At 37.7% G+C, this 15,180-nt stretch carries 16 protein-coding genes; 5 read left to right on the top strand and 11 right to left on the bottom strand.

The annotated features are described in order from the left end of the window. The 8 genes from JZO85_RS06415 to JZO85_RS06380 form a co-directional block, all read right to left on the bottom strand. A partial coding sequence (locus JZO85_RS06415; RefSeq protein WP_207107674.1) for an urea carboxylase-associated family protein occupies positions 1–489 on the bottom strand: 489 nt, incomplete at its 3' end. A 231-nt stretch (positions 490–720) separates the two neighbouring features. Further along, positions 721–996 (bottom strand): helix-turn-helix domain-containing protein, encoded by a 276-nt coding sequence (locus JZO85_RS06410; protein WP_207107673.1) that lies wholly within the window; start codon positions 994–996, stop codon positions 721–723. A 285-nt stretch (positions 997–1,281) separates the two neighbouring features. Beyond that, positions 1,282–2,652, bottom strand: coding sequence for a PTS cellobiose transporter subunit IIC (gene celB / locus JZO85_RS06405; RefSeq protein WP_207107672.1), 1,371 nt, complete (start codon positions 2,650–2,652; stop codon positions 1,282–1,284). Between the two features lie 16 nt (positions 2,653–2,668). Beyond that, positions 2,669–3,175, bottom strand: coding sequence for a hypothetical protein (locus JZO85_RS06400; protein WP_207107671.1), 507 nt, complete (start codon positions 3,173–3,175; stop codon positions 2,669–2,671). A gap of 16 nt (positions 3,176–3,191) precedes the next feature. Further along, the gene (locus JZO85_RS06395; protein WP_207107670.1) at positions 3,192–3,506 is read right to left on the bottom strand and encodes a PTS cellobiose transporter subunit IIA; all 315 of its coding nucleotides are present in this window, start codon (positions 3,504–3,506) and stop codon (positions 3,192–3,194) included. 12 nt (positions 3,507–3,518) lie between these two features. Then, positions 3,519–5,540, bottom strand: a complete 2,022-nt coding sequence (locus tag JZO85_RS06390; protein ID WP_207107669.1) for a BglG family transcription antiterminator — start codon at positions 5,538–5,540, stop codon at positions 3,519–3,521. Between the two features lie 12 nt (positions 5,541–5,552). Beyond that, the gene (locus tag JZO85_RS06385) at positions 5,553–5,870 is read right to left on the bottom strand and encodes a PTS cellobiose transporter subunit IIB (protein ID WP_207107668.1); all 318 of its coding nucleotides are present in this window, start codon (positions 5,868–5,870) and stop codon (positions 5,553–5,555) included. A 705-nt stretch (positions 5,871–6,575) separates the two neighbouring features. Beyond that, the gene (locus JZO85_RS06380) at positions 6,576–9,188 is read right to left on the bottom strand and encodes a Spy0128 family protein (RefSeq protein ID WP_207107667.1); all 2,613 of its coding nucleotides are present in this window, start codon (positions 9,186–9,188) and stop codon (positions 6,576–6,578) included. Between the two features lie 762 nt (positions 9,189–9,950). Between JZO85_RS06380 and JZO85_RS06375 the strand changes: the two genes are divergently transcribed. From JZO85_RS06375 to JZO85_RS06360, 4 genes are all read left to right on the top strand, one after another. Then, on the top strand, positions 9,951–10,157 hold the full coding sequence (locus tag JZO85_RS06375) for a hypothetical protein (protein ID WP_207107666.1): 207 nt from the start codon (positions 9,951–9,953) through the stop codon (positions 10,155–10,157). A gap of 113 nt (positions 10,158–10,270) precedes the next feature. Continuing rightward, positions 10,271–10,483 (top strand): DUF2922 family protein, encoded by a 213-nt coding sequence (locus JZO85_RS06370; protein ID WP_207107665.1) that lies wholly within the window; start codon positions 10,271–10,273, stop codon positions 10,481–10,483. Positions 10,484–10,808: 325 nt separating this feature from the next. Further along, positions 10,809–11,198 (top strand): hypothetical protein, encoded by a 390-nt coding sequence (locus tag JZO85_RS06365; protein ID WP_207107664.1) that lies wholly within the window; start codon positions 10,809–10,811, stop codon positions 11,196–11,198. A 32-nt stretch (positions 11,199–11,230) separates the two neighbouring features. Beyond that, a complete protein-coding gene (locus JZO85_RS06360) occupies positions 11,231–11,842 on the top strand; it encodes a DUF2922 domain-containing protein (RefSeq protein WP_207107663.1) in 612 nt (203 codons plus the stop codon). Between the two features lie 95 nt (positions 11,843–11,937). Here JZO85_RS06360 and JZO85_RS06355 read toward each other — a convergent pair whose 3' ends face one another. Then, on the bottom strand, positions 11,938–12,846 hold the full coding sequence (locus tag JZO85_RS06355) for a LysR family transcriptional regulator (RefSeq protein ID WP_207107662.1): 909 nt from the start codon (positions 12,844–12,846) through the stop codon (positions 11,938–11,940). 148 nt (positions 12,847–12,994) lie between these two features. Here JZO85_RS06355 and JZO85_RS06350 point away from each other — a divergent pair, with 148 nt between their 5' ends. Beyond that, the gene (locus JZO85_RS06350; RefSeq protein WP_207107661.1) at positions 12,995–13,483 is read left to right on the top strand and encodes a GNAT family N-acetyltransferase; all 489 of its coding nucleotides are present in this window, start codon (positions 12,995–12,997) and stop codon (positions 13,481–13,483) included. Between the two features lie 246 nt (positions 13,484–13,729). Here the strand turns inward: JZO85_RS06350 and JZO85_RS06345 are convergent, their stop codons facing one another. Continuing rightward, complete coding sequence (locus tag JZO85_RS06345; protein WP_207107660.1) at positions 13,730–14,083, bottom strand: hypothetical protein; 354 nt, start codon at positions 14,081–14,083, stop codon at positions 13,730–13,732. A 145-nt stretch (positions 14,084–14,228) separates the two neighbouring features. After that, positions 14,229–15,152, bottom strand: a complete 924-nt coding sequence (locus JZO85_RS06340) for an oxidoreductase (RefSeq protein WP_207107659.1) — start codon at positions 15,150–15,152, stop codon at positions 14,229–14,231. Positions 15,153–15,180 lie beyond the last annotated feature (28 nt).

The raw sequence follows: 15,180 nt of genomic DNA, 5'->3' as shown, positions 1-15,180 counted from the left end.
TAAAACAATTTTATCTCCTTCTTTAGATTTAGGGGGCTCCACAGAAATTTTTCCATCTGGTAATATTTTAGTATACATAAATATATTAAAAGGCGTAATTTCTTCCTTACGAATATCAAAGGTTTCAAGAAGGGCCTTATTAATATTTGATAAACAGCTAGGATGATTCTCACCTGTTTTGTAAAAGAAATCATACATTTCCGTCCGACAACATGGATGTAGTAAATCATGTTCCTTTACATCATCATCGATTATCGTAAACATTTTTTTGTAATGATTTGTATAAAGACTATCCCCCACTGTAACTTTCAAGCTTTCGTTACAATCTATGGTGACCCCTGCTGATAAAAATTCTTTAGGATTTATTTGATTTAGCGCAAAGAAATCTACGACTTGTTGCCCTGCTAAATCGATTATTTCGACTAGCTCTCCTTCATTCACTTTAATGTTTATTCCTGTTCTCGCCTCTACAATATATTCTTTTTCCATTTTATCTTCTCCAATCTTCTCACTCATTTTTTCACGTATTATTGTACCATGTGAATAAGAACGACTAGAGAAAACAATTGATTTTTTTTCAAAGCGTTTCTAGTACAATAAATTAATGTGAAATCAGACTTCTATTTGATAATTGTATGTAGACTTCGCCAACTTTTGGAGAAGTATCTTTACGAAAAATCGCGCCTACTGATTTACCGATTTTTCTGTAATTGATCAAAACTACTTAAACTCTACATGTAGCTCTTTTCCTACTTTAGTTGCAATTTCATGGAGAATAGTCAAGCTTGGATTCATTGATCCATTTTCAATCCTAGCAATGGTTGATTGGGGTTTCCCTACTTTTTCAGCCAATTCACGCTGGGTTAGCCCTAATTCTTTTCGCAATTGAGTTAAAGCAATCGCAATATCTAAGCGTTGTGCTTCCTTTTCATACTCCGTAGCAAAAATTGCACTTTCAGCTTTTTTCTTATTAATTAATTCATCAATTTTGCCCATTGAAGTTCTCCTTTCTCATACCGTTTTTTAACGTTTTTAGCAGAATCTTTTTCAGGAATCGAATTTGAAAAATCTTTTAATTTATTTACTCCTTCCGCCTTATGAAATCAAATTGAGGTTTCTTTGTATATTTATGATAGCGCATCCGCTATCGTAATTGAATATTAATTTCATGATTTATATTTTTAATATGAGAAAGTGCTAAAAACAAGAAATCCCTGCTCGGCGAGGAGCAGGGATTTCTTTTGGGAATTTTCTCAAAACCACACTAGATCATTTTTTCGTTTATACTAATCCTTCTGTTGTGCTTTCTGCAGCGTTTTCAGCTTCATCCTTCACTAATCGAAGGTCATAAGATTTGGCAAATGGCAGATAGATGACAAAGGATACTACTGCACATATTACAGCGACAACCGCTGCTTTCCAATCTCCCCCGGTACTAATGAATGCTCCGATACCTACTGGTGATGGCCAAGGCATATTAGCGATGACTGGACGAATCAATTCTAATTGAATCGCGAAATAGCCGATTGTTGCGGAGGCCATTGGTGCTAAGAAGAACGGAATCGCAAGATATGGATTATAGATCAATGGAATACCGAAGATCATCGGCTCATTGATATTGAAGATTGCTGGAACTAGTGCGGCTTTTCCCAGAACCTTCAGCTGCTCAGATTTTGCCATATACACTAAGAAGAAACATAATCCTAGAGTTGCTCCTGAGCCGCCAACGGTTACAAAGGCATTATTGAATTCTCCCGCCAAAGGAATATGTGCACCTTCTGCATTTAGCGCTAAATTTCCTAATGTGATTGGTGTGATCAGTGAGAAGATAATGTTCGCGCCATGAATACCTACCAGCCATAATGCATGTACTAAGAAGTAAATAACCATGACCCCGATCCAGCTGCTCGTCAGGCTTGTCACAAAGCCGAATGGAACAGCGATCAATTGGAAAATATCCGTATTGAATACCACCAAGATACCTGTGATGATCAAAACGACAAATGCCACGATAAATGCAGGTACTAGGGCTGTAAAGGCTCTTGAAACACCTTCTGGTACTTCCTCCGGCATTTTGATGACCCAATTTCTAGCGACACACAAGCGATAGAGCTGAACAGCGATGACCGCCATGATGATTCCGGTAAAAATACCTACTGTTCCTAAGCGTGAGACCCCATCGGCTCCTATTGCCCATCCATTAATAATAGCTTCATCAGCGTTTGTCAAACGTACGATACTCCCGTTTTCAATCACTAATTGCGGAATTGATAAAAAGAATGCAAACATAGACAATAGCGCACCTGTTAATGGAGCTACATTTAAATCTTCTTCTTCAGCGATGATTTTCGTATATTCATAGCCCAATCCTACACAGAAATACAAAGCTAGAATCCCCATTGTCGTACTGTTGGCTAACATATACAAATCACTGATCTTGAAGAATGTTGAATTAAAAATACCTTCTAAAAACGGCATTGTCATCGGCAAAATATTAAATACCAAGAACATTGACCCGACGATCGTAAAGGGAATGGCACCCATCCCTGCGCCCATAATCGCTCGAACGATCTTAAACTGGGCCAGCTTCCCCATCGGTCCCATTAAAGACTTTTCCAAAAATGTAAATAACCTGCTGTTTGATCCGTCCATTTTTTTCACTCACTCTCTATTTATTAAGTTTGATAAATTCTGTGATATATGACAGGTGCTTATCCTGCTGCTGATAGATCTTTTTCACTCTGCGCAGAACAACTTCAGACAATAAAATCCCCACTAATTGAATAAAAATGATTGCTCCTTTTGTGGCGAAGGTATCGGAAAGAAACGGAAACAAATCGCTATATCCGATATTTGTTAAGATTGAAATGAGCAGGATACCATTGATTGATAATTGGATTCGTTGATACAATCGCTGAAATTTCAACTGATCACTCACATCATCTGACGGATATCCGTATAAACGAAGATGCTCCGCAATGGCTGGGATCGAAATAGCAATCAAAAGAACAGGCAAAATGACCCATGGACTATGACTCATTTTTAATAAAAGAGCCCAATACAGGTTTGCGAAGAAAAATCCTGCCAAGAGATATCTGAGTAATAAGAAGCGGCTGTATCTGAAATTCTTTAACGCTGTTTCCTTCTTTAATTGATTGCTATTTCGTTTGCTCATTTGTTTCTCTCCCCTTTTATGAAACCTTTTTATATAGTGACAGCATCTCTAACGCGACTTCTCTCAGAGTCATCGTTGTCATCAAATGGTCCTGTGCGTGGACCATAATAATCTCCATCTCGATCCGCTCCCCGTTCGCATATTGCTGAAGCAGTTCTGTCTGTACCTTATGGGCCTTCACCAGCGAGTCATTCGCTTCATTTAATAGAGACTCAGCATCATTAAATTTTTCTGCTCGCATTTGCGCAAATGCTTCATGAACCAAGGTTCTAGCATCGCCGCTGCTTAAAATAATCTGGAAAGCGACTTCTTGTAATTTTTCTGAATCCATTTTGTTCCCTCCCTAACAGGATTTTTTCTCTAGTTGATTGGTGAAAGCTTCAATAAATTGGTCAAAGCTTTCACTAGTGATTAATCGCTCTCTAAACTGATTATCTTCAATAATTTCCATTAGCATTTGACTAATTTTTTCGATCTCAAATTTTCCTAGCTTATCTGGCGAAAGCAAGAATACCAGCTGGATCGTTGATGATTCTGCTCCCCAGTCGATCCCGTCTTTTGCGACCGCAATGGCAACATGGGCTTCGTTCGTCAACGCTTCAATCGGATGCGGAACAGCCAGATATTCTGAAAAAACGACGGAGCTGTAGGATTCCCTCAGCAGTAATTGCTTTGAGAAGCTTTCGTATAGGTCCTGGTGCTCGACACGCTCGATCCGTGTAACCAGCTCCTTTATCACTGCATCCTTCTCTGTTTTTCTATCAATCAGATAAAACAATTCCGGTTTGAAGCAGGCTTTTATTAAGCGCACTCGTTCCTTGACGAAAGAAGGTTCATTTTCTGTTAATGAATGCGTGAGCTTCACCCCTTTAAAGCTGGATATCTCATGGTTGATATTTCGAATATCCTCTTCTCTGAGAAACACACTGACATTTACTATCGGCACATTCAGGACCATATTCCGCAAATTAATCGTAGAAATGATCAAATCGATGTGATCCAGGTCTTGGTTAGCGATCTCATAATAGCTGATGACCTTCTCAATCAATATTTTTGTACCAAACTCTCTTTCAAGACGATTTTTTATCATTTGCGAACTGCCTAAGCCTGTCGCGCAAATGACTAGCACATGCGCCTTTTGCTCGTTGTAAAATCGCTCTACTGCCGCGGTTAAATGAATCGTGATGTACGCCCATTCGCTATCTGTGACCTGATAGGTTTGGAAGACAGGCATCTGTGAAAAATAGTCGACGGTTAATTGAAAATGATCGGGATACTGCGACTTTATTTCCTCCAACAGAGGATTCTCCATGCTGGAACCATTTTGAAGCCTAGTCAAAAGAGGAATGAAGTGCATCATCAGACCATCAATTAAGATCGTGTCGTCTTCTAGTGTGTACTCTGTTACCTGATCAATTTGCTTCAATGTATCCAACAACTGTGCTCTGATCTCAGCTTCACTAAATTCTGCCTTTTGAAAAATCGTCTTGGCCGTGATCTTATTCCTCAAATGAAGAGCAATATAATCCGCCTCTTCCGCAGAAAAAGTGAGATCGATCGTTTCTTCGATTCTAGTGATTATTTTAAGCGCTGTTTGATATTCGACTGATTTAGCTTCAACCACCATTGGCGCTGGGATATCCATTTGAAACCCGTTTTGGATTCGCTTGATCGCTAATCCGATATGAAGCACTAGGTTGTAGACGATAAAATCAGAAAGCTTTAGTTGAGATTCTCGGCACTCATCCAGAACAATGATGACGATTTCTTCGATACTTATGCCCTCTAATAAATTCGCATACATCGAAAACGTAAATAAATTGTCGTGTAAACGATCCATGAAGAAATAGTTCATGATGAAGTGGCGAATGTTCTGCTCGCTTCCAACCACGAAGATCCCTTTATTATTCTTACTCTGGAGCTCTATCAAATAGGGGTTTAATAATTTTTTTATCTCAACTAAGTCATTTGAAATCGTTGAGCGAGAAACATACAATTCATCTGCTAAACAATCGACATAAACCTCACTTCGTTCAAAAAACAGGTGATTCAAAATATAGTACTGCCGGTCAATCGATTCCTGAATCGTTCGAATGTCCTTTGAGGCACAATTACTTTTCACCTCTTGGTAGTAAAATTCATCGAACTCCTTCGGCTTGTTTATTTTCAATCTGTACCCGTTGCCCTGCTTGCCTTCGATTACTGCCAGGCCTTTTCCTTTTAACGTGTCCTCTAATTGATGTAGATATTTTCTAGCGGTACGATTTGAAACGTCGATACCAGAGGCGATTTCTTGGCTCGTCAAATAGGTATACTTGCAATCAAAAAGTAATTTAAGAATTTGTGCCTCTCTTTTGCTCAACATATCAATCAATCCTTAATCAATATTGTCTGTAATCAGCTTCGATAACTTGTCTATCCCCATTGGAATCGGTACGTATGCCTGCGGCGGGATATTAACAATAGGCTTATTAAACTTATTCGCCGCCTTTTCCAAACTGTCAAAATACATTTTCGTTTGTGGACTTACCAGATACAGCTCATATTCATCTTTTCCGATAATCGTTGCTCCTTGTGATTGAGAAGTGGCGTTCACCTCGATATCCTTTCCGCCTTTCTGCAAATTTTCCGTTGTTTTTTTGGCGATGATCGAAGAAGACATCCCGCCTGCACAAATAATTAGCGCTTTTTTCATCCTAATTCCTCCTAATCTTTTTTTACTTTATCCAATGTACCATTTTCCATCGTTGTCTTGAGCAAAATCAATGAACACTAGCGTTTTCCTTGTTCCTCTTCATTCGCCGTCAAACCGGCGAGCTGCGGCATTCCCTCCTCACATAAATTTTTTGAACATCTACTCATTGATCAAACCATCCTTTCCTTCGATAACTTGATCATATAAGATAGCGTTTACAAAAGGAATACAAAGTCTTGCCATAGCGCTGTGGCAAGAAATTATTGCGAATGAAATGTAAAGATAAATACGCTTCAATAACTGCACCGAAGCCTTTATTAAAAACTGGCTCTTATACTATAATAGACTGGCAAAAAGTACAGATTCAGAATGCTAGAAACACATAAGCCCTACTCGGTCAGGAGTAGAGCTTTTTTTTAAAACCAGCTAAATTTAGAATTGGTGAAGATATTGAATACCTTGCTTTCAAGGGTAACGACGATTCGATTACATTTGTCAAAAAGCAGGCAAATATTTTTGATGCGGCTGCCGCTAAAGGTGAATCGATAGACGCTGAACCAGGTTTTCTAGATGACATGCCCATTGGAAAAGAACGGCTTTGACGAAAACAGCCCCGCTTCGAGCTGAAGCAGGGCTGTCGTGATTAGTCTATTATTATAAATTTAGGTTTTTGATGGAGAAAAGTATCACTGTCTTTTATATCCATCAAAAAGTGCTTTTTCTAGAGTTTCTCACTTTTACATAAATGCCTAGAAGGACTATGATGACTATACCAACAATGATCATTGATCTTGATTTTTGTTCCCCAGTATTAGGAAGTAATTTCCTGTGTATCCAATTTGAGAAATTCTTTTGGTTGCCCATCATATTCATTCCCTTATAAGTGTTTACAAAGGTTTGCTCACCGCTATATGAAGGTGTCGCTACTAATTTTCCGTCTTTTTCTTCTACTGTCACTGTTACATTTAAGACATGATCGTCATAAGTGATTCCTTCTTCTGTACCTTTTACTTCTTGAATCGTGTACTTGTAGGTGCCTGCCTTTTTGTATTTTATTTCATCAAAGCTAATTGCACCTGCGGCATCGTTGCTTTGTGTTTGTATTTCTTGATCCTTATCGTCCTTCAAAATGAACTTGAATGCCTTATCTGTTAAGGTTTTTCCATTCAATACTTTCTTTGCTTGTAATATCGCAGAACCAGTTGGTGCTCCATAAACATTAACAAAGGTCTGCCCACCACTATATGAAGGCGTCGCTACTAATTTTCCGTCTTTTTCTTCTACTGTCACTGTTACATTTAAGACATGATTATCATAAGTGATTCCTTCTTCTGTACCTTTTACTTCTTGAATCGTGTACTTGTAGGTGCCTGCTTTTTTGTATTTTATTTCGTCAAAGCTAATTGCACCTGCGGCATCGTTGCTTTGTGTTTGTATTTCTTGATCCTTATCGTCCTTCAGAATGAATTTGAATGCCCCGTTTGTTAAGCTTTTTCCGTTCAATACTTTCTTTGCTTGTAATACCACAGAAGTCTCTGGGGACTTGTAATCATTAACAAAGGTCTGCTCACCGCTATATGAAGGCGTCGCTACTAATTTTCCGTCTTTTTCTTCTACTGTCACTGTTACATTTAAGACGTGATCATCATAAGTGATTCCTTCTTCTGTACCTTTTACTTCTTGAATCGTGTACTTATAGGTGCCTGCTTTTTTATACTTTATTTCATCAAAGCTAATTGCACCTGCGGCATCATTGCTTTGTGTTTGTATTTCTTGATTGTTTTCGTCTTTCAAAATAAAATTGAACGCCTTATCTGCTAATGTTTTTCCGTTCAATACCTTATTCGCTTGAAGAACGACGGTTCCTTCTATTCTTTCGTTAATGAACTCCGAACCAAAATATTTATTCTCATCAAAATTGTTTTGAGAAATGGTAATTTCTTGAGCCGACAGTTGGTAGCCTTGGGGAGCCTTTATTTCTTTAATAGTATAATCATCTTTTAATAGACCGTTTAACACTGCACTCCCATTTGAATCTGACGTTATTTTTCCAACTACTTCATTGGTTCGATCTCTAACTACCTCAAATTCTGCTCCAGCTAGTTTATTATTATCCTTATCTTTCTTTATAATTTCAATACTGTAGGTGTATCCCTCTGCAGCTCCTCCAGTTTTTCTATAGATATATTGAGTGATTTTTTCTTCTGTTTTGGTTTCATCATAATTAATAGTAACTTTATTATTAATTTCTTCTCCGTCAATCAAATCATAAGATATATCTGTCTGATAGCTTATAATAAAACCTTCTGTTTCTGATATATCACCTAACTCGATAACAAAACCAGTATTTCCCTGATCCATAGTAATGGTATAGTTCGCAGTAACATCCGCTGTATTAATTAGAACAAATTTGCCTTGTCCATTTTTGGTCCATTGTCCTTTTGTGATAGAAATCGTACTTGGAATAATAGTTATCCCAGCATTTTCTAATTCATCATGCAAGGAGACATTGCGCATTTTACTATTGTTTCTATTGACGTAGATTTCATAAAAGCCTGTGTAAGGTGTGACTGCATCCATCCAACCAATTTTATCAATACTGGTCTCAGGAATAATTATAGGACCAGGATAATGGATGTCTCCTGCGTGATATTCTGTTCCATTGTTAACTGTGATATCAATTGGTATGTCTTTTTCTTCAGTAACAGCGACGCTATCCACTTGCACATAGTAATAAAAACTACCTGAGACATCTGAATTCAGCTCTACATAATCCGTGTATGTTATAGTGATCGTCTTATTCCCCGGTTCAACTTTTACCTTGGCAACTTCGTATCCCATAGTATCATATACACTGAACTCAGCTGTTAAACTAGAAACCTTTAATGATGCTAGTAGTGTAAGGGTGGTAGTATCTCCTGATTGGACAGTATTATTAGGGACGAAAAAATCTACATTAATCCTGAAGCTTTCATATTCATCAATTGAAGCATTGGGAGCTAAGGGATTCCCCGTTGAATCACTTATACTCATATTAACTACTGTGTCAACCTCAGACATAGCTTGTATTGAGTCAGAATAATTTTCTTGTTGATTATCCATCGAACTTCTTGTAGTAAGGTCTTCTTTAGGAGCCTCACTGCTATCTGTTTCAACTTTATCTATAAAATCAATATCTTTTATCGGTTGTTGTTCTGATTGAATCGTTTTATTCTGTTCTGTACTTGTTGCGGTCGCTTGTATTGATTGAAAAATTGGTGGAAAGAAATTAATAACTATTAAAAGCAAGCTTATTATACAGTAGAATTTCTTTTTCATTCTTTTTCCTCCATTTTTAATTGATCGTTTTGATAATGTTAATATGGGTATTGATTTACCAGCATTTCCTCTAACGACTTCTTCCTCTTGTTTTTCCCTTATCGAAAGTTATCCATTTCTTTACCTATATATTTCTTATTTATATCGAAGGGGGTTAAGGAGATGCTGTCGTTATTTCACACTTTCCGATTTTTAATACAACCCCTGCCTCCTTCTTACAATAAGCTTAATATTGATTATTAACATCACCATTTATAATTATACCGATTAATATACTTTGACTAATTAACAAATCAAGCGTGGATGTAAATTAATTATTACCTAATAAACTCGTTAATTTTTATAAAAATTACCTCCCGCACACAAAAGAAAATGTCGGTCTTCCAAACCCGCTCATTCACACACTATTTACTCATACAAGCTTTTTTAAGAATAAATTTTTAACTCATCTGTGTTTTTACAGACGAGTCTTTTTGTCTATAAACACTGTTCTACCAGCTTTTAATACAAAGATAAAACCCTTTCATAAACAAATAATTTTGTCAAGCTCGTATAACTGGATTTGGGGGCCTTTTACGGAGGTTTTGGAGATTCAGAATTTTTAGAAAACCTATTAAATCAACATTTCTGTTAAATAGATAAGTAGCGTCCCTCCGAAATTGACCCACTTTTCACGAAATTGGCAGGAGGCGTTTTTTTCGTTTTAGGGTATTCTTACCTCACCGGCCGGAACTATAAAAAATTAAACTTGGAGGAATGAAAATGATTCAACGAATTGGAAACAAATTAAAGGTACAGGTCAATGCGCCAAACGAGGAAAAATTGCAAAACATCAACTTTCAAAATGTCGTGGACGCTCCAGAAGAAAGTGCCGTCTTAGAGTTAGGCGAAATCATGACTCTTCTATCACCTGACGGCAGCGAGCTTGATGGTGTTGTCCTAACCAGCCAAACTCGTTACACCAAATAGTCTATCCAACCCAATGGCCTGCTTAGGGCAATCCGACACCAGAAGGTCACTCGCTTACAGCGGGCCATTCGTTAGGTAACACCATGAAAAAAAAAGAAATCGGAGGAAATGATATGTTAAAACTAGTTGCCATTTTTAGAAGCAGTGCAGGAAAGAAACAAACGTGGAGCTTCGCTAATCCAGATACGAATAAGACGCCCGCGCAAATCAAAGGGCTATTGGAACGAATCGGACCATTGAAGCTATTTTCTAAAGAAGGAGAAGATCTCTTTGACACAGTGGAAACAGCTATGCTGGTAGAAACTACTGAGACGATTCTATTTTAATCGTAAAAGTGTCGAGGGCGGTACGTTTTCGCCGCCCTTCTCTTTCAAGGAGGAAGAAACATGATCAGGCTCATCATTGACTACAAATCCGACGATGATACACACCATCGCTGGTACTACATAAATCCTAGGACAGATTTAAAATCAGAGGAACTGCGCAGTCTTCTGGAACGTGTTACTTTTTTAACCCTTTTTAAAAACGCTGCTTTCTTTTCGATCGAAAGCGCAAAGTATCAAGAAACTATCGAAACCACACTATTCAAAGGAAATGACATCAACGGACTCGCATCTGTTCACTCATTTCTAAATCGAGGAGGAAAAACCTATGAACGAACAACCTTTTACCCGTCAACAGCTATTTGGCTTGAAAAAATCCACGCTGGAAAAACGTATCGTCTCGTATTACAGAATCTCCGGCGACTCCGATGCCACCGTACAATATCTAATCGCCCTGCAAGTCCGAAATCGCCTAGGAGATAGCGAATTCCACTTGGTTCTAAAGGATCTTGTGCACCATCTATTCACCCAACGCAAGGTTACGAAAATTATGAAAAAATACTTTTTCCACTTTAAAGAGTACTTCGTATCAAAACAGTGGAAATACTTAACGATCCGTGTCTTTCCTGTCCGACAATACGCCGAAAAAGCGATCAACGAAGTCCGCAGCCGCTTTTCTGGTATCCGCTTATTTAACAACGAAACACAGGTCGAGTGATCGTAAAAAACTAAAAAGAAAGGACGAAAAACATGAAAACCATCAAAGTCAAAAAGCTCGTATCCACCTTTAAAAACAGTGTCGGCGAAAAACACAATCTGACGATCAAAAGTCCGACTGTTGATAAAACGCCCGAAGAAGTTCATGAAGCCTTGGAATTACTGACCACCTTAGATATTTTTGAAGAAGAAAACGGGATAAAAACCTTCGCGGAAGTCGTCACTGCTAGATACATCGAAACAGTAAAATACATTCAGTTCAATCCAGACGCTCCTGTCGAATCCGAGCCTTTGCCAGAAAAGCCAGTCAAGAACCCTATGCCCGTTTCTTGCTTGAATCCCTTCAAGCCGATTAATTACGAAAAGTTTGTCGATTTAGTCTGCCCTAAGGCGCTAAACAAAGTCCCTGCCGACAAGCTTGACACAAAAGAGGAGCCGATAGAACTAGACACAAGCCTACTTATCACTCGTCCTGTCAAACAAATAGAAGTATTTGAGACCAACTCCTATCTACCTGTAGAAAGCATCCATTCAGAAGGTCGATCGCCTAGTCCCTCCTCATCAGACAAAAAAGAAGCCATTCCCAAAAAAAGGAATGGACTGCTGCAAAAACTAAGCGGGATATTTACGAAGAATTCAACGTAGGAAGAAACACTAAACGAATGGGGCTATAAACCTAGGAAAAATATAAAGAGCGCTAGTTAAGAATTTCTTCATCGCTCCTCAGCAATTTGAAGTAACTAAATGAACTCTTCGTCTGCCTTTTCATTTTCCAATAAGTTTATAAAGAGCTTCATACTAGGAGACATCCACTTGTTCTTATGGAACGCATAAATGGTTTCAATCTGCGTTTGGCCTTTTGAAAAATTTATAGGAATTTCCTTTATGTCATTCGCGGTCAACTCTTTTTCAACCACGAATCTCGGAAGTATTGCGATTCCAAGATTACTTTGGGTGCTTCTTTTTATTGTTTCTATGCTTCTAATATTCATACTATGTGAAAAATTTATATTCATTTTCTTTAAATAGCGATTCAACCGCTTTTGAAATATGCTGTCTGGGTCATTTGTCAGCAAACAGCTATCAATTGTTTGATTGGGTTTTGAAAAATCTATTCTTGTTGTATCTAATTGTGGGCTGCCAATCAAAACAATCGAGTGTTTCCAAATTTTATTTATTATTAAATTAGGTATTCGCTCTTCGACATCATAATAAACGCCTAAATCTACTAAACCAGAATGAACCTCACTAGGTATTTGATAACAATTCATGGTTCTCAGATGTAATTTTACATTCGGTGCTTCTTGATGAAATTTTTTGAGTATCGGCTGAAGCTGATAAGTTAACAACGATTCTGGAAGCGCAATTCTTAATTCACCTTCTAATTTTGTATTGTCTCTATTATGGTAGTTTTTTATCAAAGACATGGTATCAATAATGCTATTAATATGTGGAATTAAATCTTTCCCAGCTTGAGTAAGCATCATTTGCCTTCCAACTTTTTCAAATAATTTGACGTTGAACTCATTTTCAAGTTGTTGAATTTGATTTGTAACTGTTGATTGAGCATAATTAAGTTGGAAGGAAGCATTTTGAAAGCTTCCAGTCTCAACAATTGTCTTAAAAGTAATCAAATTTTTAAGTTCCATAGGTGATGTCCTTCAATTCGGTTTTATCGAATTCAAAATCCATATAATTCGATTTTTCCGAAGTTTTTTTGGTGTTATTATAGATTGTAGCCTATTAGTTGTCAACGTCAAATAGACTACATATCTTAGTAAGAATTGAGTGAGCATAATGGAAATTGTCAAATACAAAGAAAATTCTCAACATTTAGCAGAACTAGTCGATTTAATAAACTATTGTCAAAATATTGAGGCCGGCTTAGATATTAAAATGGCTGAACAGAGTGATGTTTTCAACATTAAATCATATTATCAAGATAATAATGGCGAATTTTGGATTGCTTTGAAAGAAAATCGAGTTGTAGGATCAATCGCGTTATTACCAATCAATAATGAGGTTGTTGTATTAAAAAAATTTTTTACTTATCCTGAATTCAGAGGATATCCTATTAGATTAGGCGCCCAATTGTTTGAAACCTTTCTTCAGTATGCCCTAAATGCAGATTTTAATAGAATTGTCTTAGATACACCAGAAAACGAAAAACGTTCACATTTCTTTTATGAAAAGAACGGCTTTAGACAAATAGATAAAGAGAGATTGGATATTAGCTACCCATTCCCAGACAGAGACTCAAGAATTTATGAAAAATATTTGCCATAATGATTTTTGAAATAAGTAACCACTATTCAAGGAGCTGCTCCACAGTTTTTATTTTGCAAAGTGTTGAGCTAAGGAAAAAGACCCGAAAGAGGAGATATAATAGACATCTCATTTTCTGATCTTTTAATATAATTATTTTCCCGTATTTAGTTCGGTTGAGACAGCATGAGTCACTCAGATATATTTTTACGACCAATCTGCTGCCAAGTTTCGTATAAGCAGATTGTAAGCCAATCGATTTTTTGTTTAGCTTCTTCCTTCTCTTCTAGAGAAAACTACAGCGAGAGTCGCTACTATTGCAGCTGTCCCTAATTGAACGACTGAAGATGTCCAGTCTACCCAAGCTCCTCTATCAAAAATTGTTAGAAAGATGAAGAGTACAACAAAGTAAATAAGCCATATTTTTTTATACGAAAGGCGATAATACGATTCAAGGAGCCAGAATAAAAAGAGAACTAGAGGCCCCATAAAAACAGCAAAGCCGATCTTATCATTCACATACAAATCAAAAGCTCCCAAACCTATAGCCAAAAGAAAATAACCAATTATGTGTGCTAGAATTGGATACTCAGCACCTATTTCCCGAATACGCTTAATCAATTTGACTCACCCCTTCTTAAATGCCTGCCTCTTTTTTCCATTTTTATGATCTTAATCGTTCATATAGTTTATCATAAAAGCATTTGTTGAATAAATACTAATAGAGGCTTGGCTTCAAGAAATCTTTCCACGCTTGATCTGGATTCTACATAAAGACCGCATGAACCAGTTCACTGGATATATCCCATAATTTTGCAGAAGCCTGAGCATCTAATGCTTGGCTTGCAGGTTCAATCAATTTTGGCTTTCCATAAATCTCCATCAGTCTTGTTGGTCCATAAAATGAGCCGCTTTGGGCTTCGGATGATGTAGCCGCAAGTAAAGAAGCTCTGGCCCCTTCACTAGGTGTTTGGAGAGTATGATAAATCAATCGGGTATAGAGCGTTTTGCCTGGACCATTATCTATCAAATCAGTCGCCACCCCACCTGGATGAACACCGATACTGGTGATCCCCCAGCCTGCCGCAACACTGCGCTTATGTAGCTCAAGAGCAAACATCAAGCAAGCCAGCTTAGATTGAGAGTAAGCAACATCAGGATCATAATTTTGCTCTAGCTGTAGATCATCAAAATGAATCTTTCCAGAACGATGCGCCATACTGCTCACTGTTACGACACGGGGAGTTTGCACCTTGCGAAGAAGCGGGATGAGGTGCGCCGTCAATGCAAAATGCCCAAGATAATTCGTCCCAAGCTGCAATTCAAATTTATCTTTCGTCACGTGTCTCTCTGGAACCGCCATGACACCGGCATTATTGATGAGAATGTCCAGTTTTTTAAAGCGTGACTGAATCACTTCACTAAATTTTTTTATTGAAGCCAAATCTGCCAGATCAAGCTGTTGGAAGCTGATTATCTCATTAGGATAAACGGATTTTATGCCATCCACCGCTTTTCTCCCCTTTTCAGGATTGCGTCCTGCAATGATCACATTCGCGCCTGCACCTGCCAAAGTTATCGCTGCTTCATATCCTAGTCCGCCAGTACCAGTAATCACCACATTCTTACCAATTTGAGAACCTATTTCTTTTTCTGTCCATCTTTTTTTCTCATTTCGTTTTTCATTCATACTAAATGTCCCTCGCTTTATTTTTCTA

The sequence above is a fragment of the Candidatus Enterococcus murrayae genome (assembly GCF_017315985.1).
Lineage (GTDB): Bacteria > Bacillota > Bacilli > Lactobacillales > Enterococcaceae > Enterococcus_A > Enterococcus_A murrayae.
The sequence above is the reverse complement of the archived record's forward strand: the minus strand, read 5'-3'. Positions and strand labels throughout refer to the sequence as shown.